The 24,168-nt window shown below is 60.8% G+C and carries 24 protein-coding genes and 1 riboswitch; of the genes, 14 read left to right on the forward strand and 10 right to left on the reverse strand.

Annotation, left to right across the window (positions count from 1 at the left end; all coding sequences use genetic code 11):
* Window positions 1-11 precede the first annotated feature (11 nt).
* Complete coding sequence (locus tag BM036_RS09560) at window positions 12-737, reverse strand: urea amidolyase associated protein UAAP1 (protein WP_091850946.1); 726 nt, start codon at window positions 735-737, stop codon at window positions 12-14.
* 57 nt (window positions 738-794) lie between these two features.
* A riboswitch (guanidine-I (ykkC/yxkD leader) is annotated at window positions 795-900 on the reverse strand.
* A gap of 314 nt (window positions 901-1,214) precedes the next feature.
* Here BM036_RS09560 and nhaB point away from each other — a divergent pair.
* Both nhaB and BM036_RS09570 read left to right on the forward strand, forming a co-directional pair.
* Window positions 1,215-2,720, forward strand: coding sequence for a sodium/proton antiporter NhaB (gene nhaB / locus BM036_RS09565; protein ID WP_091850949.1), 1,506 nt, complete (start codon window positions 1,215-1,217; stop codon window positions 2,718-2,720).
* A 99-nt stretch (window positions 2,721-2,819) separates the two neighbouring features.
* Entirely contained in the window at window positions 2,820-3,575 is a 756-nt protein-coding gene (locus BM036_RS09570; RefSeq protein ID WP_091850952.1) for a substrate-binding periplasmic protein, read from the forward strand.
* A gap of 7 nt (window positions 3,576-3,582) precedes the next feature.
* Here BM036_RS09570 and BM036_RS09575 read toward each other — a convergent pair whose 3' ends face one another.
* A complete protein-coding gene (locus BM036_RS09575) occupies window positions 3,583-4,317 on the reverse strand; it encodes a DUF3047 domain-containing protein (RefSeq protein WP_091850955.1) in 735 nt (244 codons plus the stop codon).
* Window positions 4,318-4,460: 143 nt separating this feature from the next.
* Between BM036_RS09575 and BM036_RS09580 the strand changes: the two genes are divergently transcribed.
* The 3 genes from BM036_RS09580 (at window position 4,461) to BM036_RS09590 (ending at window position 7,059) form a co-directional block, all read left to right on the forward strand.
* On the forward strand, window positions 4,461-4,709 hold the full coding sequence (locus BM036_RS09580) for a hypothetical protein (RefSeq protein ID WP_091850958.1): 249 nt from the start codon (window positions 4,461-4,463) through the stop codon (window positions 4,707-4,709).
* Window positions 4,710-4,804: 95 nt separating this feature from the next.
* The gene (yghU, locus tag BM036_RS09585) at window positions 4,805-5,680 is read left to right on the forward strand and encodes a glutathione-dependent disulfide-bond oxidoreductase (protein WP_091851023.1); all 876 of its coding nucleotides are present in this window, start codon (window positions 4,805-4,807) and stop codon (window positions 5,678-5,680) included.
* A gap of 110 nt (window positions 5,681-5,790) precedes the next feature.
* Window positions 5,791-7,059 (forward strand): DUF2254 domain-containing protein, encoded by a 1,269-nt coding sequence (locus BM036_RS09590; RefSeq protein WP_177186036.1) that lies wholly within the window; start codon window positions 5,791-5,793, stop codon window positions 7,057-7,059.
* 23 nt (window positions 7,060-7,082) lie between these two features.
* Here the strand turns inward: BM036_RS09590 and BM036_RS09595 are convergent, their stop codons facing one another.
* Entirely contained in the window at window positions 7,083-8,345 is a 1,263-nt protein-coding gene (locus BM036_RS09595) for an MCT family MFS transporter (protein WP_091850963.1), read from the reverse strand.
* Window positions 8,346-8,411: 66 nt separating this feature from the next.
* On the opposite strand from BM036_RS09595, the gene BM036_RS20540 reads away from it, so the two are divergent.
* The 3 genes from BM036_RS20540 to BM036_RS20425 are packed head-to-tail and all read left to right on the forward strand — an operon-like array spanning window position 8,412 to window position 9,652.
* The gene (locus BM036_RS20540; protein ID WP_177186037.1) at window positions 8,412-8,654 is read left to right on the forward strand and encodes an extensin family protein; all 243 of its coding nucleotides are present in this window, start codon (window positions 8,412-8,414) and stop codon (window positions 8,652-8,654) included.
* 12 nt (window positions 8,655-8,666) lie between these two features.
* Window positions 8,667-9,527 carry an alpha/beta fold hydrolase gene (locus BM036_RS09605; RefSeq protein WP_091850969.1) on the forward strand — a complete coding sequence of 287 codons (861 nt, stop codon included), beginning with the start codon at window positions 8,667-8,669 and terminating at the stop codon, window positions 9,525-9,527.
* Window positions 9,524-9,652, forward strand: coding sequence for a hypothetical protein (locus BM036_RS20425; RefSeq protein ID WP_264994839.1), 129 nt, complete (start codon window positions 9,524-9,526; stop codon window positions 9,650-9,652). The genes BM036_RS09605 and BM036_RS20425 overlap by 4 nt, the downstream gene beginning before the upstream one ends.
* Before the next feature lie 59 nt (window positions 9,653-9,711).
* Here BM036_RS20425 and BM036_RS09610 read toward each other — a convergent pair whose 3' ends face one another.
* From BM036_RS09610 to BM036_RS09625, 4 genes are read right to left on the reverse strand one after another with little or no spacing between them, the layout of a single operon-like run.
* The gene (locus BM036_RS09610) at window positions 9,712-10,524 is read right to left on the reverse strand and encodes an ABC transporter permease subunit (RefSeq protein ID WP_091850972.1); all 813 of its coding nucleotides are present in this window, start codon (window positions 10,522-10,524) and stop codon (window positions 9,712-9,714) included.
* Window positions 10,517-11,416: an ABC transporter permease subunit gene (locus BM036_RS09615; RefSeq protein WP_091851026.1), complete on the reverse strand. Its 900-nt coding sequence runs from the start codon at window positions 11,414-11,416 to the stop codon at window positions 10,517-10,519. The genes BM036_RS09610 and BM036_RS09615 overlap by 8 nt, the downstream gene beginning before the upstream one ends.
* 34 nt (window positions 11,417-11,450) lie before the next feature.
* Entirely contained in the window at window positions 11,451-12,539 is a 1,089-nt protein-coding gene (gene potA / locus BM036_RS09620) for a polyamine ABC transporter ATP-binding protein (protein ID WP_425434084.1), read from the reverse strand.
* A 32-nt stretch (window positions 12,540-12,571) separates the two neighbouring features.
* On the reverse strand, window positions 12,572-13,678 hold the full coding sequence (locus BM036_RS09625) for a polyamine ABC transporter substrate-binding protein (RefSeq protein WP_091850978.1): 1,107 nt from the start codon (window positions 13,676-13,678) through the stop codon (window positions 12,572-12,574).
* Window positions 13,679-14,121: 443 nt separating this feature from the next.
* Between BM036_RS09625 and BM036_RS09630 the strand changes: the two genes are divergently transcribed.
* A complete protein-coding gene (locus BM036_RS09630; RefSeq protein WP_091850981.1) occupies window positions 14,122-15,486 on the forward strand; it encodes a glutamine synthetase family protein in 1,365 nt (454 codons plus the stop codon).
* Window positions 15,487-15,552: 66 nt separating this feature from the next.
* On the opposite strand, the gene BM036_RS09635 is transcribed toward BM036_RS09630, so the two are convergent.
* A complete protein-coding gene (locus BM036_RS09635; RefSeq protein WP_091850984.1) occupies window positions 15,553-17,061 on the reverse strand; it encodes an aldehyde dehydrogenase in 1,509 nt (502 codons plus the stop codon).
* A gap of 148 nt (window positions 17,062-17,209) precedes the next feature.
* Between BM036_RS09635 and BM036_RS09640 the strand changes: the two genes are divergently transcribed.
* The 3 genes from BM036_RS09640 to BM036_RS09650 all read left to right on the forward strand — a co-directional run bounded on the left by BM036_RS09640 (window position 17,210) and on the right by BM036_RS09650 (window position 20,274).
* Complete coding sequence (locus BM036_RS09640) at window positions 17,210-18,493, forward strand: NAD(P)/FAD-dependent oxidoreductase (protein WP_091850987.1); 1,284 nt, start codon at window positions 17,210-17,212, stop codon at window positions 18,491-18,493.
* Between the two features lie 98 nt (window positions 18,494-18,591).
* The gene (locus BM036_RS09645) at window positions 18,592-19,395 is read left to right on the forward strand and encodes an enoyl-CoA hydratase-related protein (RefSeq protein ID WP_091850990.1); all 804 of its coding nucleotides are present in this window, start codon (window positions 18,592-18,594) and stop codon (window positions 19,393-19,395) included.
* A 75-nt stretch (window positions 19,396-19,470) separates the two neighbouring features.
* Window positions 19,471-20,274 carry a thioesterase family protein gene (locus tag BM036_RS09650; protein WP_091850993.1) on the forward strand — a complete coding sequence of 268 codons (804 nt, stop codon included), beginning with the start codon at window positions 19,471-19,473 and terminating at the stop codon, window positions 20,272-20,274.
* Window positions 20,275-20,276: 2 nt separating this feature from the next.
* Here the strand turns inward: BM036_RS09650 and BM036_RS09655 are convergent, their stop codons facing one another.
* Both BM036_RS09655 and BM036_RS09660 read right to left on the reverse strand, forming a co-directional pair.
* Entirely contained in the window at window positions 20,277-20,987 is a 711-nt protein-coding gene (locus BM036_RS09655) for an SGNH/GDSL hydrolase family protein (RefSeq protein WP_091850996.1), read from the reverse strand.
* Window positions 20,988-21,176: 189 nt separating this feature from the next.
* Window positions 21,177-21,878 carry an FMN-dependent NADH-azoreductase gene (locus tag BM036_RS09660; protein ID WP_091850999.1) on the reverse strand — a complete coding sequence of 234 codons (702 nt, stop codon included), beginning with the start codon at window positions 21,876-21,878 and terminating at the stop codon, window positions 21,177-21,179.
* A gap of 120 nt (window positions 21,879-21,998) precedes the next feature.
* Between BM036_RS09660 and BM036_RS09665 the strand changes: the two genes are divergently transcribed.
* On the forward strand, window positions 21,999-22,895 hold the full coding sequence (locus BM036_RS09665) for a LysR substrate-binding domain-containing protein (protein WP_091851002.1): 897 nt from the start codon (window positions 21,999-22,001) through the stop codon (window positions 22,893-22,895).
* A 251-nt stretch (window positions 22,896-23,146) separates the two neighbouring features.
* Window positions 23,147-24,168, forward strand: a 1,022-nt coding sequence (locus tag BM036_RS09670; RefSeq protein ID WP_143066591.1) for a class I adenylate-forming enzyme family protein, incomplete at its 3' end; no start/stop codon positions are given.

Genomic DNA, 24,168 nt, shown 5'->3' on the forward strand with positions numbered 1-24,168 from the left:
CCGGCCTCCGGTTACTGGAACAGGTGGTACAGGGCGTTATTAGCGAAAGCCCGGGTGGCTTCCGGCGACGAGGTCTTGCAGGGATCGGCGTCGGTCACCGGGGCGGCCCGGAAAAGCTGGTAACGTAGCGGGTGGCTGGGATATTTCGGGGCCGGGTTGAGGGGATGCGGGCAGGTATGAAGCACCACGATGGTGTCCATCTCGAAGCGCAGATCCACGGTGGCGCCGGCGTGTGAGCGATCACTCACATAGCTCAGATTGCCCTCCCCATCCACCTGAACCTTGCTGAACCAGTTGAGGTTGGCGGTGAGGTCCTTCTTGCCCAGACCGTACTTGGCCAGTTCGTTAAGAAAGCTGGTGAGGCCGTTGCGGTGATAGTGATTGTGGGCCTGCTGATAGGTTTTCTTACCCCAGCGTTTTTCGACCAGGTGGGCGTTGCAGGTACCGGAGACGGTGTCGTGCCAGCCCAGGTCGTCACGAATGATGGAAGCGAAAACCCGTCCCATATCGGAGAGCAGCACATGACCCCTGGTGAGCAGGAAGGTGTGCTGGTTCTTGAGGGTATCCGGCATGTTGTAACGTTCGAGGGGATTCTCGGGGTTGTACATCAGCATGCCGACATTGGCACCGCCGGTTTCATCGATCAGTCGCAGGACATGGCCACGGCGCATGACAAAGGACCAGTGGGATCCGCCGGGAATCAGATCGTCGTAGAGGGGAGCTGCAGTTGCGAGCATCGCCTTTTCCTCCTGGTTCGGGTTGCAAAAAAACGAGAGGCGTCAGTCACTGAACGATCCTCCCGGGCTTTTGTCCCGCCGTGTAACCTTTGGAAAAGGTCGTCAACTCTCGGACCAGTCACCTGCCTGGCATCAGCAGATCGGAACCCTAGTTGACCTGTTTGTCAGATTGTCGCGCTTTGATATGTGGCTCAGTACCAACGTCTCGCTGCGTACCGTGACCCTATCAAGCTCCATGCCATGTGAAGCATGTTGTTGATAAATAAAGATTATCCTTGATATTGGTGAGATGTATGGCCCAGTTCGATAAACGGGATCGCACCGGGTTGGTGCGCCTGGTCCGTATGGGGGCAACGCAATGCACCAGGATAATCGCCCTTCTGCACATCCCTTCATGAATATCAAGCACATTTGCCAGCGCATCTGGTAATATGCGCGCGCCCGTTAAAAGACTCGCCCTATAGAAGTGATAGATAAATGCCATCGACTGTATTCGGCGGTTTCGCCGCCAATTTCCTGGGGAAGGCTCCCGTCTGGTACAAGCAGCTGATTCTGTTGTTCCTGGTGATCAACCCGATCGTGGTGGTCATGTTCGGGCCTGCGGTCGCTGGCTGGCTGCTGGTCGGGGAGTTCATTTTTACCCTGGCGATGGCGCTGAAATGCTACCCCCTCCTGCCTGGCGGCCTGCTGGCGGTGGAGGCCCTGCTGATCGGCATGACCACGCCGGAAGCGGTCTACCACGAGCTGCTGATCAACTTCCCGGTCATCCTGCTGCTGATGTTCATGGTGGCAGGCATCTATTTCATGAAGGAACTGTTGCTGGTCACCTTTACCCAGATACTGGTGGGGGTACGGTCCAAGTCAGCACTTTCATTACTTTTCTGTGCGGCCGCAGCCCTGTTGTCGGCCTTTCTGGACGCGTTGACGGTTACCGCAGTGATTATCAGTGTGGCTGTGGGCTTCTACTCGGTTTACCACAAGGTGGCCTCGGGCAAGGGTTACCAGCAGAAAGACCATAATGCCAACAGCGATGCTGAAGTGATCGAGCTCCATCGAAACGACCTCGAACACTTCCGCGGTTTTCTGCGCAGCCTGCTGATGCATGGTGCCATCGGTACGGCCCTCGGTGGCGTCGCTACCATGGTTGGTGAGCCCCAGAACCTGCTCATCGCCAAGACCGTAGGCTGGGACTTTGTGACCTTTTTCGAGCATATGGCGCCCGTCAGCCTGCCGGTCCTGGGTGCTGGTCTGTTTACCTGCTGGGCACTGGAAAAGGTGCGCTGGTTCGGTTACGGAACCCGTCTGCCGAGGGCTGTGCGCCGGGTGCTGGAAGAATTCGCGGATAACGAGAAGGCCAAGCGCACCAAGTCTGACCAGGCTGCCTTGTGGATCCAGGCATTCGCCGCCGGTGTACTGGTGGTGGGGCTGGCGTTCCACCTGGCGGAAGTTGGGTTGATTGGCCTGCTGGTGATTATCCTGATCACGTCCTTTACGGGGGTGACGGATGAGCACCAGATTGGCAAGGCATTCCAGGAGTCGTTGCCGTTTACTTCATTGCTGGTGGTGTTCTTTGCAGTGGTTGCGGTCATCCACGACCAGCATCTGTTCAAGCCGATTATCGAGTTTGTGCTCAGCCTGCCGGAGAGCCAGCAGCCGGGTATGTTCTTCATGGCTAATGGTCTGCTGTCGATGATCAGTGACAACGTCTTTGTGGCAACGGTCTATATCAGCGAGATCAAGCAGGCCCTGGAGGCCGGTGCCATCAGTAACGAGCACTTCCAGACACTGGCGGTGGCCATTAACACCGGGACCAACCTGCCCAGCGTAGCCACGCCCAATGGCCAGGCCGCTTTCCTGTTCCTGCTGACCTCTGCCATCGCCCCACTGGTGCGGTTGTCCTATGGCCGGATGGTCGTTATGGCCTTTCCCTACACCATCGTGATGGGGATCGTCGGGCTGCTATGTGTCATTTACCTGGTGTAACACAACCGTAACGTGGGGGATTGACCAGGCCCTCACCGCAGCCTATGTTGCTATAAGCAACAGCCCGTTTGCGGTTGCCGGTCGTAAAGGATAATCACCATGGCAAGGTTGCTATTGATGGTCTGGTTGCTGGTTCCACTTCTGGCGACAGGCGCGGGCGCTCCACTGACGGTCGGTTACGTGGATTTTCCCCCTTACCAGTTTCGCAACACCGACGGGCAGCCGGACGGCCGCTTTGTCGAACTCACCCGCAAGGTTGCCCGGGAGGCTGGTTACGAGCTGGAGTTTCTCTACCTGCCCACCGCCCGGGTGTATTACTACCTGGAAACCGGGGCCATCGATCTGTGGCAGGGGTTTTCCGACAATCCGGCCATGGGGGACAAGGTGCTCGAGAGTGACAGCAGGCCGCTGCGGGTAGCCTATGGTGTCTGGTACCTTTCCGGAACGCCCGAGCCGGGTCACTTCCAGGACCTGTTCGGCAAGACCCTTATCACCATTACCGGCTACAACTATGCCGGCCTCGCCAGCTACCTGAGCCAGACTGAGGTCATCCGGGCCATCAACACCAATAACCATGATTCTGCCCTCGACATGCTCGAACGCGGTCGCGGTGACTATCTGTTGGACTATCAGGAGCCGGTTCTCGACCTGCTGATGGCCAAGCCGGTTCGTGGTATCCGGTTCACCCCCATGTGGGTCCGTGACGCGGCGTGGCTGTTCTCAAGTGCCAGCGAGAACGCATTTCAATGGCGACAGGATTTTGATGAAGCCTGGGACCGGCTGGTCACTCGGGGCGAGGTGTTGCCCATTGAACGCGCTGGCCAGTCACGCAGGATGGAAGGCCTGCCACTGTAACCATACATCAGCGCCGGCCCAGACTGATATCGCCATACCAGGCCGTTGCCGCTCCCCCGGTATTGTCGGCGTCGGACATGATGGCAACGCCAACCAGCGGCGGCGGGTTGTCCCCAAAGGCTTCGCGGTAGTCAGCCACAATATCCCGTTCAATAGTGACCCACTGCCCCAGCTCTTCCTCGCCGGAATTCACGGCAATCATCATGGTGTCGTCCGTGAACGGGTTGGCGACGATGTCGCCTTGTGGCAGGCGATTTGCCCAAATGTAGTTCAGGGCCTTGCCGGGAAGTTCTTCCCCAAACAGGGCGCTGACCGTCTTGCGTTTTGCGCGCTCGAACCAGCCAGCCTTTTCCGGCTCGAACTCGAAAGCTACGTAGATCCGCGCCGGGTAGTCATCACCGGACTTGCGGCGGGCATCGCCCTTTTCCAGGGTATTGCCGACTTTCCAGCGCCAGCGCAGGATCAGTGAATCGCCCGGTTCCAGGGAAACCCGTGTGATCAGGCCGGAGGCACTGTTATCCGCCCGAGCCTGTACCACCTGTCCCTGGTCCGGGTCGGAGACCAGTTCATACTGGCTGTGGCGCCCGATACCCGGGAACTCCAGGGGTTCCCAGCCGTGCTCGGTGGTAAGCGCTGGCAGTTCCGAGAACGGGGGAATCGGGTTTGAGGGTTGTCCCCAGGCACTGGTATACACGGCCAGGAACAGAAGCACCGCTATCGGTTGCCAATAGTGTACGGTCATGGTCAAGGGCTCCGTCTGGTGTCGGTACAGGACATTTCAGGTATACCATCCTATTCTACGATCAGGCGTAGCCCCGCCGATGACAGCGGCGGCTATGGCTACTGAACCTGGTTGCAGGAAAACCCGTACCAAGGACTATCAGCATGGCATCCGATGACCACAACGGCGACTATGACCCGGACCTGGTGATGGAAACCATCCCGGATGTACGGGATGGTCTCACCCGCACCGAACGCATCATTCTCCACGTGCTGAACCAGGCGCAACAGGAGCGCAATGGCCGTAATGTGCCCACGGTCATGCTGTACGGGCGGGTGCTGGAATACGTCAATCTCAGCGAGGCCGAGCTGCATGTCTACCTGGATCGGCTTGGTGTAAAGGGCAAGGTGTAAGTCCCTGTCACTGCTATTGGTGTCTGTCCCGCTCCGGTGGCAAGATGGTTCACCACGCTGAATTCCTTCACGAAGCGGCAAGCGAGAGTATCACCATGACCGAGAATACCTACACACCCCCGAGAGTTTGGAAATGGGACAGCCAGGGCGGCGGTAAATTCACCAACATCAACCGCCCCATTGCCGGCCCCACCTACGACAAGGAACTGCCAGTGGGCAAGCACCCGCTCCAGCTCTACTCCCTGGCTACCCCCAATGGCGTGAAAGTGACTGTCATGCTGGAGGAGTTGCTGGAAAAGGGCTTCGAGGGTGCGGAATACGACGCCTGGCTGATTCGCATCATGGAGGGTGACCAGTTTTCCAGTGGGTTCGTGGATGTGAACCCCAACTCCAAGATTCCGGCCATGGTCGACCACAGTGTGGATCCTTCGCTACGGCTGTTCGAGTCTGGCTCCATCCTGCTCTACCTGGCGGAAAAGTTCGGCGCTTTCATACCGAAAGATATTCACGGTCGTACTGAAACCCTCAACTGGCTGTTCTGGCAGATGGGCAGCGCGCCGATCCTGGGCGGCGGGTTTGGCCACTTCTACGCCTATGCACCGGAAAAGTTCCAGTACCCCATTGATCGCTACACCATGGAGGTAAAGCGCCAGCTGGACGTCCTGGACCGGCAACTGGCGAAGCACGAGTTCGTGGCCGGCAATGAATACACCATCGCCGATATGGCCATCTGGCCCTGGTACGGCCAGCTGGTGACCGGCACTATCTACGAGGCCCAGGAGTTTATCGAGGCACACAGCTACACCAACGTGGTGCGCTGGAGCAAGCAGCTGCAGTCTCGCCCCGGCGTACAGCGCGGCCAGATGGTCAACCGGGCCTGGGGCGACCCCGCCGGCCAGTTGCTGGAACGCCATGACGCGAGCGACTTTGAGTTGCGTACGCAGGACAAGTTGGACGACGACAAGGGCTGACCCCGCCCGGGCACGGGCCCTTCCGTTCGTGTTTACAGTGTTTGCGGGGGCCGGATATGGATGTATCCGGCCTTCGCACGGCGGCGGTAGCCATACCAGGGAGTAGGTCCATGACCGGCAAGGGCAAATCAATCCTGTTTCTGATCAACCGCCTGCGGGAACGCCTCTGGTTCCGGCCGGCGGTGTTCAGTATCAGCTCCCTGGTGGCGGTGTTTGCTGCGGGCTGGGTCGACAGCTCTGGTCTGGGTGGCTGGCTGCCGGATATTGAACGGGATACCGTGGAAACGCTGCTGTCCATCCTCGCGGCCAGCATGCTGGTGATCGCCACCTTCGCTGTCGGTTCCATGGTATCCGCCTATACCGCTGCCACCAGCAGCGGGACACCCCGCAGTTTCAATTTGGTGTTGCGGGACGATATCTCCCAACTCGCACACTCCACCTTTATTGCCGCCTTTATCTTCAGTGTTATCGCCAGGGTCAGTCTTGAGGAGGGCTATTTTGAGGGTGATGGCTACTTTGTGATCTTCTCGGCCGCCTTGTTTGTGTTCGCCATGGTGGTCCTGGTGTTCGTTTACTGGGTGGACAGCATTGCCCGTCTGGGCTTGCTGGGGCCGGTGATTGACCGGGCTGAACGGGCAACCCGGGCGGTGCTCAAACAGAATCGCCGGCGCCCCTGGCTGGGCGGCGTGGCCGGGGAAGGACCTGTGCCGGAGGGCACACCGGTACTCACGAACACCGTGGGTTATGTTCAGGAAATCAATGTCGAGGACCTGCAGGCCTGGGCCAAGGAAAACCATGCGAGGGTCAGGGTCATCGCACTGCCGGGCAGTTTCCTGTCACCCAGGGCAGAAATGGCACGGGTGTGGTTTCCTGAGGCCACACCAGAGCGGATCGAAACGGACCAGCTGGCGGCGTGTTTCACCGTGGACCGTGACCGGGTATTCGATCAGGATCCGGGCTTTGGCTTCGTGGTGCTGTCTGAAATTGCCATGAAGGCGCTTTCTCCGGCAGTGAATGACCCAGGCACAGCCCGCAAGGTGCTGCAAACCATGTTGCGGCTGCTTGATGAATGGTGTCAGCCGGTTCCGGCTGGATCGGTGGAGACTCCGTTCGACCGGGTTGAGCTGCCTGCGGTGGATGTGGACAACCTGTTTGACGGCGCGTTCACCGGCATTGGTCGCGACGGCGCCGATACGGTTGAAGTTGCCTTAGCCTTGCAGCAAACCCTCTCGGTGCTCGCAGCCAGCCACGACCGTGATGTGGCGGAGGCAGCCTTGCGACACAGCGCCATGGCACTTGCCCGAGCGGAACAGACCCTGAGCCTCTCGCAGGACCTGGAGGCGGTACGCGCCGCCAGCCCGGGACACGGTCAAGCCTGAGCCACTGTTTTTGATGCTGGTTTTCAGGTGCCAGGTTTGCGCAGGGTCATAATGGCTCCCGCAGCAACCAGGTTCGCCGCGATACTGCCGATAATGGCCAGGGTATAGTTCTGGGTCAGGTCGTAGGCATAGCCTGCCGCGGTCGGTCCGACCAGGGTGCCCAGGGCCACGCTGGTATAGAGCACACCAATAATACTGCTTATGTGCCGGCCACCGAAATAATCCATCACCAGGGCGGGCATCAGGGCGACGAACCCCCCGTAGAAGGTACCGAAGGTCAGGCCGAAAATGGCCAGTGGTACCAGGGTGTCCGATACCAGCCAGATCAGCAGGGTTATCGCCATTCCGGCAAAGGCGAGGATCAGCGCCAGCTGACGGCCGATGCGGTCAGCCACATTGCCCAGCAGGAAGCGCCCCACCGTACTGCCCACGCCCACCATACCCAGCAGGAAGGCCCCCTGACCGGCCGACATTCCCTGATCAGTCGCGAAGGGCACCAGGTGTACAAACGGCACGAACAGTCCGAACGAAGCAATCAGTCCGGCAAAGTACAGCGTCAGGAAAGGTCGTGACCGCACCGCAACCCGGAGCTCGGTGCCCTCGGAGGCACCAGACGCAGCAGTTGGCAGCGCGGGACCCCCATCTGGAGCCAGGCCTTTACTGCGGGGATCGTTGACGAACAGCAGTGCCATGGTGATGCCTACCAGGGCAGAGAGTATGCCCAGCGAGATATAGGCCGTACGCCAGCCAACAGTGCCAATCAGCAGCGCGGCCAGTATGGGCATCAAAAGGGTGCCGAATCCAATACCGCTGACAGCGAGACCCGAGGCAAACCCGCGCCTGCGGGCGAACCAGCGCTGAACCGTTCCCACCGACGGCACATAGGAACATCCGACCCCGAGACCCACACCGAGACCGTAGGCCAGGTAGACGTGTAGCAGGTTGTCTGCAAAACCTGCCAGCACCAGCCCCGCCGATACAAAGACCATACCTGCAATGGCCATGGGCCTGGTACCGAACCGGTCTGCCAGTGGCCCGGTGACTACCCCAAGGCTGAAATACAGGAATCCTGCCAGTGAAAATACCAGTGAAACGGCGCCGCGGGAGGCGCTGAACTCCTGCTGCAGGGCATCCACAAAGGCGCTGAAACTGTAGGCGGCACCAAAACCCACAAAGGTGACCGCAAAGGCGGCGGCCACCACGAACCAGCCGTAGAACAGGGGCTTACGGCCAGGGGGTTCATCTTCCAGGGAATGGGCGTCAAAACCTGTCTTTTCGGTGGACATGGCAGAGTCACTTAATGGATAGCTTGTTGTTGTTTTTACCGGTTCATATTGGCCCCGGGCTGCAGTTTGTGCAAGCTGTCGATAAGGATCGTCCGCCTGTCACACTACTTTGGCACTGTGCTGCGCCCTGACGATAACCAACCCCACGAAAACCACTTCCATCTTGACATCAGCACGTTCCGAGTTTCTCGCTGGTTTAGTCTTGTTCATCAGACCCTGCCGGTACAACGACAGATATGGAGCCCGATCGCAGGTATTGACAGGCGTTCGCCTTTGTATGATAGTCATCATATTACGAACATCATATAAAGGGGATTGCTCATGAATACCGAAGGATATATTGCGCAGCGCTCATCCCGGAGAGAGGCCGGAGGGCCTTCCGCCGACAAGGTTTTCCAGCAGTTGATACAGCCTCGTCGGGTTCCGGCCACGGAGCCCGAGATGCACTTGCTGGCCGGGGCAACTCGCGTCAACACGGTATTCAGGGGGGACAGGGTGGCGATCTGGCGGTGGGGTCACAGGGGGCCCGCTGTGCTGATGGTTCATGGTTGGGACAGTCGGGCGAGTCACCTGGGCAGCTTCGTTGAAGCGCTGTTGGCAGCAGGCTACCAGGTTGTGGCATTTGACGGCCCAGGTCATGGGGACTCCGGCGGTCACCACAGCAATGTGGTGCTGCTGGGACAGGCGATACTGCAGGTGGTAGCGGCGGCGGGCCCGGTGCAGGCCGCGATTGGTCATTCCATGGGGTCGCCGGCCTTATTGTATGCGTTCGCCCACGGCCTGGAAGTTGGTGCCAGTGTTCATCTGGCCGGGCCCAGTTCTTTCAGGCGGGTCCTTGAACGCACCGCATCACAGACCGGGCTGGACGCCGGGGGGCAGCGGGCACTGATGACGCTGATGGAGGCCGAAACCGGTATTCCTGTTGAAGCAATGGAACTGTCGCACCTGGCCCGGGGCCTGCGACATCCCTCCCTGCTACTACACGACCCGGAGGATCGCGAGGTTCCCTACGAGGAAAGCCGCAAACTCGGGGCAGCCTGGCCGTTGTCGACCCTTCATGCGGTATCCGGAGTGGGTCATCGTCGCATCCTTGGCGACAGGTCTGTGGTGGGGCTCAGTGCGGATTTCCTGCGGCGGACCCTGCCTGTGAATGGCGCCAGTGTGCAGGAGACCAGATCATGACTGGCCCTGAGCACGACAAACCAATGCCCATGCTGGCTATCCAGCTGATCGCTGTGATGATGGCCGTTCTGGCCTATCGTATGATCAGCTCACCAACGGCGGGGCTGGTGGAGGTCACCAGGTAAGTTTTGACCGTTCACGGCGCAGTGTTCCGCCTGGTTAGCGAGGCAAACCAGGCGGGATGCTAACGGGGGCCCATTCGCCGTTTTTCTGCCCTCCGCATCCAGTACCAGGCGATGAACGCCACAATAGACACCGCAAGGATAATGATGGTTGCCAGGGCGTTGATTTTCGGCGACACACCCATCCGCACTGACGAGAACACCACCATGGGCAGTGTGGTGGCCCCCGGGCCGGAGACAAAGCTGGCGATGACCAGGTCGTCCAGGGACAGGGTGAAGGCCAGCAACCAGCCGGAGACCAGGGCCGGGGCGATCACCGGCAGGGTGATCACGAAGAAGGTCTTCAGCGGTGTGCAGCCCAGGTCCATGGCGGCTTCTTCCACCGAGCGGTCCACTTCCCGCAGGCGCGAGCTGACCACCACGGCCACATAGGCGCTGCAGAAGGTGGTGTGGGCAATCCAGATGGTGGCCATGCCCCGGTCCACCGGCCAGCCGATCAGCTGGGCCATGGCCACGAACAGCAGCAACAGCGATAGCCCGGTGATCACCTCCGGCATCACCAGCGGGGCGGTGATCATGCTGGACAGAAGGGTGCGTCCGCGCATACCCCGGAAGCGGGTCATCACGAAGGCGCACAGGGTGCCCAGGCACACGGCCATGCTGGCGGAGTAAAAGGCAATGCGCAGGCTCATCCACACCGCCGACAGGATCTGCTGGTCGCGGAACAGTTCGCCGTACCAGTGGGTGGAAAACCCGGCCCACACTGACACCAGCCGCGAGGCGTTGAACGAGTAAACGACCAGCACCATCATCGGCAGGTACAGGAACAGCAGGCCCAGCACCAGCATGGCTTTCGAGAAGCTGAGCTTACCCATGCTTTTCCATCTCCCGTGCCTGGAACCGGTGGAAGAACACGATGGGAATCAGCAGCAGGGCCAGCATAACGATGGCCAGCGCGGAGGCCACCGGCCAGTCGCGGTTGTTGAAGAACTCCTCCCACAGCACCTTGCCGATCATCAGGGTATCGGGCCCGCCCAGCAGCTCCGGAATCACGAACTCACCCACCGCCGGGATGAACACCAGCATGGCGCCGGCGATGATGCCGGCCTTCGAAAGCGGCAGGGTAATACGCCAGAAGGTGGTCAGGCTGCGACAGCCCAGGTCGGAGGCCGCCTCCAGCAGGCGCACATCCAGCTTCACCAGGTTGGTGTAGATGGGCAGCACCATGAACGGCAGGTAGGCGTACACAATGCCCAGTACCACCGCGAAGTTGGTGTTGAGCATACGCAGGGGCTCACTGATCACGCCGAGCCACAGCAACAGGCTGTTGAGCAGGCCCTGGTTACCGAGGATGCCCATCCAGGCATAGACCCGGATCAGGAACGAGGTCCAGGATGGCAGCATCACCATCAGCAGGAACACCAGTTGCCAGTGCCTTGGCGCCCGTGCCATGGCATAGGCCATGGGGTAGCCGATCAGCAGGCAGAACACGGTCGCCAGAAACGCGGTTTTCACCGAGCCCCAGTAGGCGGCGATGTACAGGCTGTCCGAGGCTAGGAACAGGTAGTTGCCCAGGTTGAGGACGATGGAAAAGGTATCGTCCACCCAGCGCACCACCGGCTCGTAGGGTGGAATGGCCATCACGGCGCTGGAGAAGCTGATTTTCAGCACCAGCGCAAAGGGCAGCAGGAAGAACAGCATCAGCCACAGGAAGGGGATGCCGAACACCACCCGGCGGTGGAACAGTACCGCTCGCACCCGCTCCATGACCGGGGTCGGAATCAGTTTCGGGATCACGGTCTCAGTTCCACAGCAATATCGGGCTGGAGGCTTCCCAGGACACGAAGACCTGATCCCCCCAGGTGGGCCGATCGCCGCGACGCTCCACATTGGCCATGGTGGCCTGTACCCGTTTACCACTGGCCAGCTTCACGTAATAGGAGGTGATGTCCCCCAGGTACGCGATGTTGTCCACGGTGCCCTGGCTCCAGTTGCTGTCGCCTTCGGGCCGGTCGGTGGTCAGGTAGATCTTCTCCGGGCGCAGGGCAACCAGGGTGTCGGTAGTTTCTGCCGGCGTGGTGACGCCCCGGTCGATGAATACCGGTGCGTCCAGCAACTCGCTGGTCAGCGTGATACTGTCCGCCTCGTCCGCCTGGATACTGGCCTCGAAGATATTCACCGAGCCGATAAACTCCGCCGTCATGCGGCTGTTGGGGCTTTCGTAGATATCAATGGGTGAGCCCACCTGGGCAATGCGGCCGTTGGCCATGATGGCAATGCGGCTGGCCATGGTCATGGCTTCTTCCTGGTCGTGGGTGACCATCAGGCAAGTGGCGCCAACCTTTTCCAGGATGTCTACCAGCTCGAGCTGCATCTCGGTGCGCAGTTTCTTGTCCAGTGCGCCCATGGGCTCGTCCAGCAACAGCAGTTTCGGGCGCTTGGCCAGCGAACGGGCCAGGGCCACCCGCTGCTGCTGCCCGCCGGAAAGCTGGTGGGGTTTGCGCGTGGCATAGGATTCCATCTTCACCAGCCGGAGCATGGCGGCTACCCGGTCGCCGATTTCGGCCTTTGGCAGCCGGTCCTGTTTCAGGCCCATGGCGATGTTCTGCGCCACCGTCATGTGGGGGAACAGGGCATAGGACTGGAACATCATGTTGGTAGGCCGCAGGTAGGGAGGCAGGTTGGTGATGTCCTGTCCATCCAGCACGATACGGCCGGCGTCGGGCTTTTCAAAGCCTGCCAGCATACGCAGCAAGGTTGACTTGCCAGAGCCGGAACCACCGAGCAGGGCGAAGATCTCGCCCCGGTGAATGTCCAGGCTGACGTTGTCCACCGCCAGCGTGCTGTCGAAGCTCTTGGAGATACCCTCGATGCTGAGTAACACCTCCACCTGGGCGGAGGTGTTGTTGCTCTCGGCCACCCTTAGCGTCCAGACTTCACGCTGGTCCAGGTGCGGGTCATCAGGCGCTGGGCGTCCTGGGGCCGGCCTTCCATCAGGTACAGCTTCTTCATCACCTCGTCGGTGGGGTAGATGCTGGTGTCGCTGAGGATCTCTTCATCGACAAACTCGTTGGCAGCGCTGTTGGGGTTGGCGTACCACACGTAGTTGGTGATGTCGGCGATGATTTCCGGACGCATCAGGAAGTTCATCAGCTTGTGGGCGTTCTCCACGTTGGGCGCACCAGCGGGGATGGTCATCATGTCAAACCACAGCACCGCGCCTTCTTTCGGGATGGTGTAGAGGATGACGTTGCCGTTGTTGGCTTCCTCGGCCCGGGCAGCGGCCTGCAGGATGTCGCCAGAGTAGCCGGCGGCCACGCACAGGTCACCATTGGCCAGGTCGGCAATGTAACGGGAGGAGTGGAAATAGGTGATGTTCGGGCGCACGGCCTTGATCACCTCGCCGCCCTTTTTGATGTCGTCGGCGTTGTTGCTGTTGGGGTCCAGGCCGACATAGGCCATGGCGGCCCGCACCATTTCCTCACCGGAATCCAGCATGGCAATGCCGCAGCCGCCGGCGGCCAGTTTGCCGGTCACTTCCGGGTCGAACACCAGGGCCCAGGAGTCGGTGGGAGCATCGTCACCCAGGATCTCCTGGATGCGGGCCTCGTTGTAGCCATAGCCATTGGTGCCCCACAGGTAGGGAATGGCGTACTGACTGCCCGGGTCGACCTTTTCCAGTTGCTTCATGAGGTCCGGATTCAGGTGGGTCATGTTCGGCAATTTGTCGTGGTCCAGGGGCACAAAGGCCTGTGCGGAAATCTGCTTGGCCACGTAATGGTTGGAGGGTACCACCAGGTCATAGCCGGAACGGCCGGACAGCAAGGCCGCTTCCAGGATTTCGTTACTGTCGTAGACGTCGTAGATGACCTTGACGCCGGTCTCTTCGGTGAACTTCGCCAGGGTTTCCTCGGCGATGTAGTCCGACCAGTTGTAGACACGAACCTCGCCAGACGCAAGGGCGACAGAGGAACCAAGGGATACAGCAATAGCGGCCGCCAGGGCCGCGGGCTTACACAACTTCAACATGGGTGTTGTCCCTCACTGAAAGGGATGAAAGCAACGCGTGCCAGGGAGGGATTCCCTGATGCACACAGTGTTGTGCAGGTCTGCTGAGGGTGGCCTTTTGGCAGCCGGGGAAGGCGCCGGAGACTCCTTTAAGGCTTGTCCTGGAAACGGCGGTGGAGAACCGTCCGTATTCGCGCGATATGTATCACGAGTTTTTGCGGGGCGCTATTAAAACTTACATGCCCGGTATGGTGATTTGTGCTTATTCGAACAAAGTCACTGCGGCGATGCCGTTACCTCCGCTTGCGGCGGGGCCGACCCTTTGCGCCAGCGTATACATGGCCCTTCGGCTACGGCATATGCGTATCTTGCAAAAACACCCGGAACACAGGATAAAGAACGGTGAGACACGTCTGTGCCGGCTATTCCGCGCAGGTTGAGTGCAAGTTCCGAAAGGCTTTCCTATGGGTTCTGGTTCTGCGAGCGTCGAGGCTTTCCTCAAGGCGCATCCCGAGCTGCAGTTCGTCGACCTGCTGATTCCGGATATTAATGGCATTGTCCGCGGCAAAAGGGTGGATCCGTCGACCCTGGGCAAGGTATTCGAGCGGGGCATTGCCCTGCCGGCTTCCATCTTTGCCCTCAATATTCAGGGCACCACCGTGGAGGAAACCGGCCTGGGCCTGGATATCGGCGAGGCCGACCGGATCTGCCTGCCCATCGATGCCACCCTCACCATGGAACCCTGGCAGAAGCGGCCCACCGCTCAGCTGCTGCTGACCATGTATGAGCTCGATCGGTTAACCCCTTTCTTCGCCGACCCCCGGGTTGTGTTGCAGAATATTGTTGAACGTTTCGCCGACCTTGGCCTGACCCCCGTCGCCGCCTATGAAATGGAGTTCTACCTGATTGACCAGGAGAACCTGGCGGGCCGGCCCCAACCACCCAAGTCTCCGATTTCCGGCAAGCGTCCGGCGGGTACCCAGGCCTACTCCATCGATGACCTCGACGAGTACGCCGAGCTGCTGGCGGATGTGCTGGATGCGGCCCATGAGCAGGAACTGCCCGCCGATGCCCTGGTGGCCGAGTCGGCTCCCGGCCAGTTCGAGGTGAACCTGCACTATGTCAACGACGCGGTACGGGCCTGCGACCACGCCACCCTGCTCAAGCGCCTGATCAAGAACGTGGCCTACGACCATGAGATGGACACCACCTTCATGGCCAAGCCCTACCACAACCAGGCCGGCAGCGGCATGCACCTGCACGTGAGCCTGGTGGACCGGGACGGGCACAATGTCTTTGCCGGCGATGCCGAGCAGCCCAACGACATACTGCGCTGGGCGGTAGGCGGGCTGGTGGCCACCATGAACGATGCCATGGCGCTGTTCTGCCCCAACATCAACTCCTACCGCCGGTTCAGTCCAGAGTACTACGTGCCCAGCGCGCCCACCTGGGGTGTGGACAACCGCACCGCCTCCCTGCGCCTGCCCGGTGGTGAACCGGAGGCGTTGCGTATCGAACACCGGGTGGCGGGCGCCGACGCCAACCCCTACCTGTTGATGGCCGCGGTGCTGGCAGGCATCCATTACGGCATCACCAACCGCATTGAGCCGCCGCCCATGACCGTGGGCAACGCCCATGAACAGCACGAAGCCAGCCTGGTGAACAACCTGCGGGATGCGCTGCGGGAGCTGGGTCAGTCGAAAGTCATGGAGGGCTATCTGGGCCGCGACTTCCTGGACGTGTTCGTGGCCTGCAAGGAGCATGAGTTGAACGAGTTCGAGATGACCATCTCCGACCTGGAGTACCTCTGGTACCTCCACACGGTCTGATCAAGCCGGTTCATTCACAAACAAAAACGGCACCATGAGGGTGCCGTTTTTGGGTGCCAGGCCGGCTCAGTCCAGGGCGATCCAGGTAGCCTTCAGCTCCGTGTACTTGTCAAAGGCATGCAGTGACTTGTCACGACCGTTGCCGGACTGCTTGAAGCCGCCAAACGGGGCGGTCATATCGCCACCGTCATAGTGGTTGATCCAGACGCTGCCGGCACGCAGGGCCCTGGCTACCTTGTGGGCAGTGTTGAGGTTGGACGTCCACACTGCGGCTGCGAGGCCGTAGATGGAATCGTTGGCAATGGTGAGGGCCTCATCGACACTGTTGAAACCGATCACCGACAGCACCGGCCCGAAGATCTCTTCCGAAGCGATACGCATTGGGTTAAGTACGCCGTCAAAGACCGTCGGTTCGACGAACAGGCCACCGGTGTCTTCCATGATTCGTTTGCCGCCCTGTACCAGTTTCGCTCCCTCTGCCTGCCCGATACTGATGTACCCAATAACACGGTCCAGCTGGGCCTGATCGACAATCGCGCCACAGGTGGTGGCCGGGTCCAGTGGATGGCCCGGGTGCCAGCTTTTCAGGGCGTCGCAGACCATGTGCACGAACTCATCGCGAATGCTCTCCTGAACCAGCAGCCGGCTGCCAGCGGTGCATACTTCGCCCTGGTTGAAGGCAATGGCACTGGCGGCTTCGGCAGCGGCCTTCTTCAGGTCCGGCGCATCGGCAAAGACGATGTTGGGGCTTTTGCCGCCGGCTTCCAGCCAAACCCGTTTCATATTGGACTGACCGGCATAGATCATCAGCTGTTTGGCGACGTTGGTGGAGCCGGTGAATACCAGGCAATCCACATCCATATGCAACGCCAGGGCCTTGCCCACGGTATGACCGAAGCCGGGCAGCACGTTGAATACGCCGGCGGGAATACCGGCTTCCTCCGCCAGTGCCGCCAGGCGGATGGCAGTCAGCGGGGATTTTTCCGAGGGCTTGAGGATCACCGAATTGCCGGTAGCCAGGGCCGGCGCGATCTTCCAGGACGCCATGATCATGGGGAAGTTCCAGGGCACGATGGCGGCCACCACGCCCACGGGCTCCCTGGAGATCATCCCGATCTGGTCATGGGGAGTGGCGGCCAGCTCGCCGTAGACCTTGTCGATGGCTTCGGCGGTCCAGCGAATGGCACGGGCCGTGGCGGGCACATCCACCGCCCGTGAATGGGCGATTGGTTTGCCCATGTCCAGGGTTTCCAGCAGCGCCAGTTCGTCGCCGTTGGCTTCGATCAGCTCCGCGAAACGAATCAGCACACGTTTGCGTTCCGTGGGCGCGAGCCGGCTCCAGCCACCCTGCTCGAAGGCCTGACGGGCGGCAATGACAGCCTGCTCCGCGTCGGCCTGGTCACAGCTGGCTACCTGAGCCAGCTGCCGGCCGTCTACCGGGCTGATGCAGGGGAAAGTTTCACCGCTAACCGCCCATTGGCTGGCACCGTTGATGTAGGCGCGGCCTTCAAACCTCAATTGGTCAGCGAGCTGTTGCCATTGTTGCCGGGTGACGGGTGTGGATGTGTCAGACATGGTAGCCTCACAGGCATTGGGAACGGGTGATATCTGGCGAACTATCGGGTTTCCTTACGGTGCCTGCTATAGGTAGAAGAACGTGTCTTCCCGCTTGCCCAGCGCTGGCATAGACTTGCGGCAATATCGTCCCTGATGGCGCTGATCCATGACCCACTTCCCTCCGGTTCCCTCCTATTACGCCGCTTCTGCCAATCCCGCGCCGCAACGCCCTTCGCTCAGGGGTAGCTGCGAGGCGGATGTCTGTGTGGTGGGTGCTGGTTATACCGGCCTGTCCACGGCATTGTTCCTGGCGGAAGCGGGCTTCAGGGTGGTGGTGCTGGAGGCAGCCACAGTGGCATGGGGCGCGTCCGGTCGTAACGGCGGCCAGATCGTTAACAGCTTCAGCCGCGACCTGGACACCATCGAGCGCCAGACTACTGCGGACCACCTGAAGCTGCTGGCCGGAATGGCGTTTGAAGGCGGCCAGATCATTCGTGAGCGGGTGCGTCATTACGATATCAACTGTGACCTGAAGGACGGGGGAATCTTCGCTGCCCTCAATCCACGTCAGCAAAAGCACCTGGAATCCCAGCAAGCCCTGTGGCGCCGGTTTGGCCATGACCAGCTGGAGCTGCTGGACCGGGACGGCATCCGCACCCGGGTGGGCACCGATCGCTATGTAGGCGGCGCCATCGATCACTCCGGTGGCCATATCCACCCGTTAAACCTGGCCTTGGGCGAGGCAGCCGCGCTGGAGTCGCTGGGCGGCGTCATCCACGAGCATTCCGAAGTGACCGAAATTCGCCACGGTCAGCCAGCCATCGTGCAAACCGCCAACGGGGAAGTGAGCGCCCGCTTCGTGGTACTGGCCGGCAACGCCTACCTTGGCGGCCTGGTGCCGGAACTGGGCGCCAAATCCATGCCCTGCGGCTCCCAGATCATCGCCACGGAACCCCTGGATGAGGCACTTGCCAGGAGCCTGCTACCCCACGATGACTGTGTGGAAGACTGCAACTACCTGCTGGACTACTTCCGGCTGTCTGGCGACAGACGGCTGATCTACGGTGGCGGCGTGGTCTACGGTGCCCGTGACCCGGCCAATATCGAGCGGCTGATCCGCCCCAATATGCTGAAGACCTTCCCTGAGCTGGCCCACGTCAAGGTGGACTACGGCTGGACCGGCAACTTCCTGCTGACCCTGTCACGACTGCCCCAGATGGGCCGCCTGCATGACAATGTGTTCTATTCCCAGGGCTGCTCCGGCCATGGTGTCACATTCACCCATGTGGCGGGCAAGGCCCTGGCGCTGGCCATCCAGGGCCAGGCGGATCGTTTTGATGCCTTCGCCAGTCTTCCCCATTACCCGTTCCCGGGGGGACGGCTGTTCCGGGTACCGTTCACCGCCATTGGTGCCTGGTACTATGCAATGCGGGACCGGTTGGGGGTGTAAGGGGGGCTGTGGGCAGATAAACCGGGCCCGGTGGTTTATCCTTGTCGCACATTCTGGCCCGGTCATGGCCGGGTCTTCCTGGAACCAAGGAGCCCCCGATGAGCAACCTTCCCCAACTGACTGATGCCCTGCTGACCCTCGAAGACCGTGTCGCGGTGCTGACCCTGAACCGTCATGATCTGCGCAACGCACTGACCGGTTCCAACCTGATTGACGATCTTGTCGCCACCGCCGACTGGGTGAACCATTGTGACGACGTCTCTGTGCTGGTCATTACCGGTGCGGGCTCGGCATTCAGCGCCGGTGGTAATGTCCGCGACATGGCGGAGCGGGGCGGTGACTTTGCTGGTGATGTGGCCGAATGCTCGGACCGGTACCGCAAGGGTATCCAGCGTATTCCCCTGGCCCTGCAGGCGGTGGAAGTGCCTATTATTGCTGCCGTTAATGGGCCGGCTATTGGTGCCGGCTTTGACCTGGCCAACATGGCCGACGTGCGCATTGCGTCCGAGAAGGCGAAGTTTGGCGAGACCTTCCTCAACCTGGGCATTATCCCCGGCGATGGCGGTGCCTGGTTCATGCAGCGCCTGATTGGCTACCAGCGTGCCTTCGAGTTGACCCTCACAGGCCGTGTGGTGGAAGCAAAAGAGGCCAAGGAGCTGGGTATCGCGCTGGAAGTGGTGCCTGCTGACGAGTTGATGCCCACGACCATGAAGATGGCTACTCGCATCGCCAGCCAGCCGCCGAAAGCTACCCGCCTGACCAAGCGCCTGATGAAAATGGCCCAGCGCATGGAGCTGAAGGACTTCCTGGACCTGTGTTCCGTCTTCCAGGGCATGTGCCACAACGAACCGGAACACCTGGACGCAGTGAACCGCATGCTGGAGTCCATGGCGAAGAAGTAAGTCACGGGCGGGACGTCCGGGTGGATTCTGGTAACCTGTCGTTTTACCAGACCTCCACAATAACAAGGACAACCCATGACTGAAGCGCTTTTTCAGCGAGACGGCGACCTGTATCTGCCAACGCCCGCCTGCGGCAGCCCCTGGAGCCCGGGGCAACTGCATGGTGGGCCGGTGGTCGGGCTGATGGCCCATGCTGTGGAACAGGCGTCGGACAATAATGATCTGCACCTGTCACGACTCACCGTGGACCTGCTGCGAGCTGTCCCCAACGCTCCATTGACGGTGACTACCCGCCTGGTGCGCGGCGGCAAACGGCTGCAGATCCTGGAGGCGTCGTTATTAGCCGGGGAGGCCGAGGTGACCCGGGCGAGTGCGCTGTTTCTCGAGAACCGACCGGTTACTGTACCGGAACAGGGGCAATTTCAACCAACAGAGCTGGAGCCTCCGTCCTGGCCAGTGGAGGCCAGCATTGCCGAAGCCGGTGGCTGGCAGAACCGTTATTCACCAGTGGGCCTGCATAGTACGGCCAAGGCCGTGGTTATCGAAGGCGTTGATGGCAGCGGTCAGGGCGTGGCCTGGCTGAAACTACCGCTGCCGCTGGTCCAGGGTGTGGAAACCAGTCCTACCGTTATGGCGGCCACACTCTGTGATTTCGGCAATGGTGTCGGTCAGTTGAACCTGTCCAGCGAGTTGGGCTGTATCAATACAGACGTCACCCTCTACCTTCATCGGAGCCCGGTGGGCGAATGGTTGGGGCTGGATGCCCGCAGCCGGATGCAGGACACCGGTGTTGGCCTGGTGGAAACGACGCTGTTTGATCGCCAGGGGCCGGTGGGCAAGATACTGCAGGCGATCATTACCATGAAGGCCCCCGGGTAGCTTCACTGGTCCACCAGCTCGGCCAGGGTTTCACCCATAAGCCGGTAGCCGCTCTCACCGGGATGATAGCCATCGGCCGCCAACAACCCGGAATCGGTGACGGCCGGGTAGCAGAGGTGAACAAAGGCTTCCGGCTGCGTCTGGGCAAGCGCCCGGTAGACACCATCCAGCTGCCGTGCCCGCCAGCCCATGACCTGCCGCAATGGCGATGGGAGGGCGGTGAAGCGGTGCATGGGCGGTACGCTGAGCAATCCCAGTGGTGAGTCGTAGCGATTGCGCAACTGCTCGCTCAGCGTCACCAATTGTTGCCGGAACCGGCTGCGGAGTGTCAGGGCTGTGGTGTCATTCACCCCCATGCTCAGCAGGACCAGGTCCGCCTCGGGCAGGGTGTCGATATCCAGCTGTGCCATCAGTTCGGCGAGGGTGGCGCCATTGATGCCGAAGGTATGCCACGCGGTAACACGACCGGTACGTTCATGCAGCCGTCTCGCAAGCTGACTGGCCAGCCCCTGGTTGTGGGTCTGCACACCAACCCCGGCGGCAGTGGATTCGCCGATCACCAGTATCCGTCGCTCCGGGATGCCTTCGCCGTACTGCCCGAAAGGCTCGCCGCCCGCCTCCGGCAGCCGCACGGTATTACGCCGCGCCTGTTTGCCCTGATAGATCAGTACGGGTGACAGGCCAGCAGTGGTCAGCCAGAAGGGCAGGTGCATTGTGGTGTCCCTGTGAGCGAATGATCGTGTTGCCCTGGAAGAATGCTATGGCTGCGACGTCAGATCAAGCGTGGGGAGTGTCGCTGTAGCTCGCAAAAGTGTCATCCATGGCCCGCGAGTGGGCCATGGATGACGCACCCCTGCCTACGCGGCGGCGATCTCCATCGGTTCAGGCTCACGCAGTGAACTTCAGGCCAGTTCGGCGACCGACGGTTCCCCGATGGTGGACTGCAGGTGGGTAACCAGCTCCAGCACCCGGCCCTCCGCTTCCGCCACTGAGTTGGCCAGCAACTCCCCACCGGCCTCCTGGTTCTCCACTGCGATACGGTGGATACGGTTAATGCCGATAAATTCCAGCACCGTGGTCAGTCCTGGCTCCAGGTGGTTCAGCTGGGCCAGTGCACCACCTGGCTCGAAGCCGGTACCACCCCTGGAAGAAAGGATCACTGCGTGTCGGGGGCGGTCAGCCAGAAGCGGAGTGAATGGGTCTTCCGGGCGGGTCGGGTCGTACTCCACGGTTCGTCCCATACGCACCACCAGGTCCACCCAGGCTTTGAGCGCAGCGGGCATACCGAAGTTATAAAGCGGTGCCCCGATTACCAGGATATCTGCCGCCATCAGTTCGTCGATAAGCTCGTTGCTTTCTGCCAGTGCACCGGACATCCAGGGTTGCTGGTGTTCCGGCGGGGTGAACGCGGCGGCAATCCAGTCCTGGTTGATAAAGGAAGGCGGCCTCAGGCCGATGTCCCGGTGGGTAATGGTGTCCTCCGGGCGGCGGGCACGCCATTCAGTGACGAAGTGGTGGGTCAGTGAGCGGCTGTGGGATCCATGTTCGTCTATGCCGGCCAGGCCTGGGCGGGCGCTGGCGTCCAGTTTCAGTATATGAGTCATGTCGGGCTCCATGTTCTAAATTGAATTCATCTGTAGTTGACAGCGAGTTCAGCTTATCGCCATGCTTTACAGGCCGACAAACGACGATTTTTTCTACTTACAGATGAGTTAAATTCATTCATGAGTGCCCGCCGACTCCCCTCCCTGTCCGCCCTGCGGGCCTTCGAGGCCGCAGCCCGCCATGAGAGTGCCAAGCAGGCCGCCCGGGAACTGTCGGTGACCGCTACCGCCATAAGCCACCAGGTCCGGGTCCTGGAAGAGGCATTGGGCATCGCTCTCTTCGTTCGTAAGCCCCGGCAACTGGAGCTGACACCGCAGGGGCGTGAACTGCAGGAGGCACTGGAAGCGGCCTTTGACAATATCGCTGGTGTGGTTGAGCGCCTGAAGTCCGTGCCCACCCGCCGGACGGTTACCCTCTCCACTACGCCGGCCATTGCCTCACGCTGGCTGCTGTCCTGGGTGTGCCTGTTGCGGGATTCCCATCCTGACATCGACCTTCGCATTCACGCCAGCCATGAGCCAGTACCCCTTGACGGAGTGACGGCAGACATGGCCATCCGCTACGGCGACGGCCGCTGGCCTGGTCTGGTGTCGGAGAAATTGATCGACAACACCTTTGTGCCAGCCTGCAGCCCGCACCTGAACCTCACAGAGGCGGCCGACCTGCCGCGCCACCCGCTGATCCACTTCCGGCCCCAGAACATCGTGGTTACCCCGCTGGACTGGGCCAGCTGGCAAAAGCAGGCGAAAGTGCCCGGGCTGGATGTCAGTGCCGGGTTGGTATTTTCCGACGAGACCCATGTTATCTCGGCCGCCATTGGTGGCCAGGGAGTGGCGTTGATTGGCCGCGAACTCATTGAGGATGAGTTGAAGGAGGGCCGGCTGGTGCAACCTTTTGGCCCTGAACTGCCAGGTAAACCCTTCCACCTCGTTTACCCGGAAAGCCGCCGTGATGACCTCACTATCCGCGCTGTCCGGGACTGGGTCATGACGGTGCCGGGAGGCCTGTGTCCGTAGACGCGGGGAGCCTATATGACCAAGCACTTGCTCAAAAAGTGAATGTGAACTAATTTTCAAGACCAGATCCCGCTTCGTGCGGGTCAGGGTTAATGAGGATTACGCGTCCTGCTGTGCGCTTTTCAGCAGCCATTCGGACTTGGTTCCCAGCTGACCAGCCTGCGGGATGCCGAGACGTTCCAGTCCCGCACGGAAGAGCATGAAAACTACGGAGGCGGCAAGGGGCCGCTTGCGAAGGCCGGAGTCAGGCGATGTCAAACAGTCAGAACGATACCACTGCGGTCGCCAGTGCGGCCTCGCTCACTATTGGTGGGCTTTTTTGCCACCAGGCACGCTATCACCCCCGACGTGTGGCCCTGCAGGACGCCGATGGCGAGTATACCTATGGGGAGGTCAACGAGCGTGTGAACCGCCTGGCCAACTGGCTGGCGGAGCGAGGGTTAAGACGTGGGGAGCGGGTAGCGGTCCTGTCCGAGAACCGTATCGAATACCTGGAAGCGATGCTGGCCGCGGCCAAGCTGGGCGCCATAGTCGCGGCTCAGAACTGGCGTCTGGCTGCAGGTGAGCTTGAGCACTGTATCCGGCTTACCGAGCCGCGAATAATGCTCGTCTCAGAGCGGCACACGCCGGTGCTTGCGGATGTGAACCACACCGTTCCCACCGTACTGCGCTTTGGCGAGGATTATGAGTCGGCGCTGGCAGGGGCGTCCATCGCAGAGCCAACGAATGCTGCCCAGGGGGAGGACGGCCTGCTGATCCTGTACACCAGCGGAACCACCGGGCTGCCCAAGGGTGCGCTGATCAGTCACCGTGCCGAGATTGCCCGCGGCCAGACGTTCTACATTGATCACGAGATCGAACGGGAGGATGCTTTCGTCGCCTGGGCGCCCCTGTTCCACATGGTGTCGACTGACCTGTCGTTGGCCGCGCTGTGCCGCGGCAGCAAGGTAATCGTGCAGGATGGTTACGATCCGGACGCACTGGCCGCCGTGGTCGGTCGGGAACGAATCGGCTGGCTGGTGCTGATGCCGGGCATGATCGAGTCTTTCATAGAGGCCATGGGACGTGGCGGTATACAGCCGTCGAGTGTGAAGTCCTGCGGCTGTATGGCTGACCTGGTGCCGCTGCACCAGATCGCCGAAGTCACCCGGCTTCTGGATGCACCTTACGTTAACAGTTTTGGCTCCACAGAGACCGGCTCGGGGCCGGCCACCGCCGGGCTCATCGCCCCGGGCACGGTCGCGAAAAACTTGTCCAAGGTACAGAGCTCTTA

It is taken from the genome of Marinobacter segnicrescens (genome assembly GCF_900111555.1).
GTDB classification, from domain to species: Bacteria; Pseudomonadota; Gammaproteobacteria; order Pseudomonadales; family Oleiphilaceae; genus Marinobacter; species Marinobacter segnicrescens.

Excerpts from the sequence above, each read along its gene's own strand:
- BM036_RS09560 (WP_091850946.1), bottom strand. The coding sequence starts at position 737 with ATGCTCGCAACTGCAGCTCCCCTCTACGACGATCTGATTCCCGGCGGA.
- nhaB (WP_091850949.1), top strand. The coding sequence starts at position 1,215 with ATGCCATCGACTGTATTCGGCGGTTTCGCCGCCAATTTCCTGGGGAAG.
- BM036_RS09570 (WP_091850952.1), top strand. The coding sequence starts at position 2,820 with ATGGCAAGGTTGCTATTGATGGTCTGGTTGCTGGTTCCACTTCTGGCG.
- BM036_RS09575 (WP_091850955.1), bottom strand. The coding sequence starts at position 4,317 with ATGACCGTACACTATTGGCAACCGATAGCGGTGCTTCTGTTCCTGGCC.
- BM036_RS09580 (WP_091850958.1), top strand. The coding sequence starts at position 4,461 with ATGGCATCCGATGACCACAACGGCGACTATGACCCGGACCTGGTGATG.
- yghU (WP_091851023.1), top strand. The coding sequence starts at position 4,805 with ATGACCGAGAATACCTACACACCCCCGAGAGTTTGGAAATGGGACAGC.
- BM036_RS09590 (WP_177186036.1), top strand. The coding sequence starts at position 5,791 with ATGACCGGCAAGGGCAAATCAATCCTGTTTCTGATCAACCGCCTGCGG.
- BM036_RS09595 (WP_091850963.1), bottom strand. The coding sequence starts at position 8,345 with ATGTCCACCGAAAAGACAGGTTTTGACGCCCATTCCCTGGAAGATGAA.
- BM036_RS09605 (WP_091850969.1), top strand. The coding sequence starts at position 8,667 with ATGAATACCGAAGGATATATTGCGCAGCGCTCATCCCGGAGAGAGGCC.
- BM036_RS20425 (WP_264994839.1), top strand. The coding sequence starts at position 9,524 with ATGACTGGCCCTGAGCACGACAAACCAATGCCCATGCTGGCTATCCAG.
- BM036_RS09610 (WP_091850972.1), bottom strand. The coding sequence starts at position 10,524 with ATGGGTAAGCTCAGCTTCTCGAAAGCCATGCTGGTGCTGGGCCTGCTG.
- BM036_RS09615 (WP_091851026.1), bottom strand. The coding sequence starts at position 11,416 with ATGGAGCGGGTGCGAGCGGTACTGTTCCACCGCCGGGTGGTGTTCGGC.
- BM036_RS09625 (WP_091850978.1), bottom strand. The coding sequence starts at position 13,678 with ATGTTGAAGTTGTGTAAGCCCGCGGCCCTGGCGGCCGCTATTGCTGTA.
- BM036_RS09630 (WP_091850981.1), top strand. The coding sequence starts at position 14,122 with ATGGGTTCTGGTTCTGCGAGCGTCGAGGCTTTCCTCAAGGCGCATCCC.
- BM036_RS09635 (WP_091850984.1), bottom strand. The coding sequence starts at position 17,061 with ATGTCTGACACATCCACACCCGTCACCCGGCAACAATGGCAACAGCTC.
- BM036_RS09640 (WP_091850987.1), top strand. The coding sequence starts at position 17,210 with ATGACCCACTTCCCTCCGGTTCCCTCCTATTACGCCGCTTCTGCCAAT.
- BM036_RS09645 (WP_091850990.1), top strand. The coding sequence starts at position 18,592 with ATGAGCAACCTTCCCCAACTGACTGATGCCCTGCTGACCCTCGAAGAC.
- BM036_RS09650 (WP_091850993.1), top strand. The coding sequence starts at position 19,471 with ATGACTGAAGCGCTTTTTCAGCGAGACGGCGACCTGTATCTGCCAACG.
- BM036_RS09655 (WP_091850996.1), bottom strand. The coding sequence starts at position 20,987 with ATGCACCTGCCCTTCTGGCTGACCACTGCTGGCCTGTCACCCGTACTG.
- BM036_RS09660 (WP_091850999.1), bottom strand. The coding sequence starts at position 21,878 with ATGACTCATATACTGAAACTGGACGCCAGCGCCCGCCCAGGCCTGGCC.
- BM036_RS09665 (WP_091851002.1), top strand. The coding sequence starts at position 21,999 with ATGAGTGCCCGCCGACTCCCCTCCCTGTCCGCCCTGCGGGCCTTCGAG.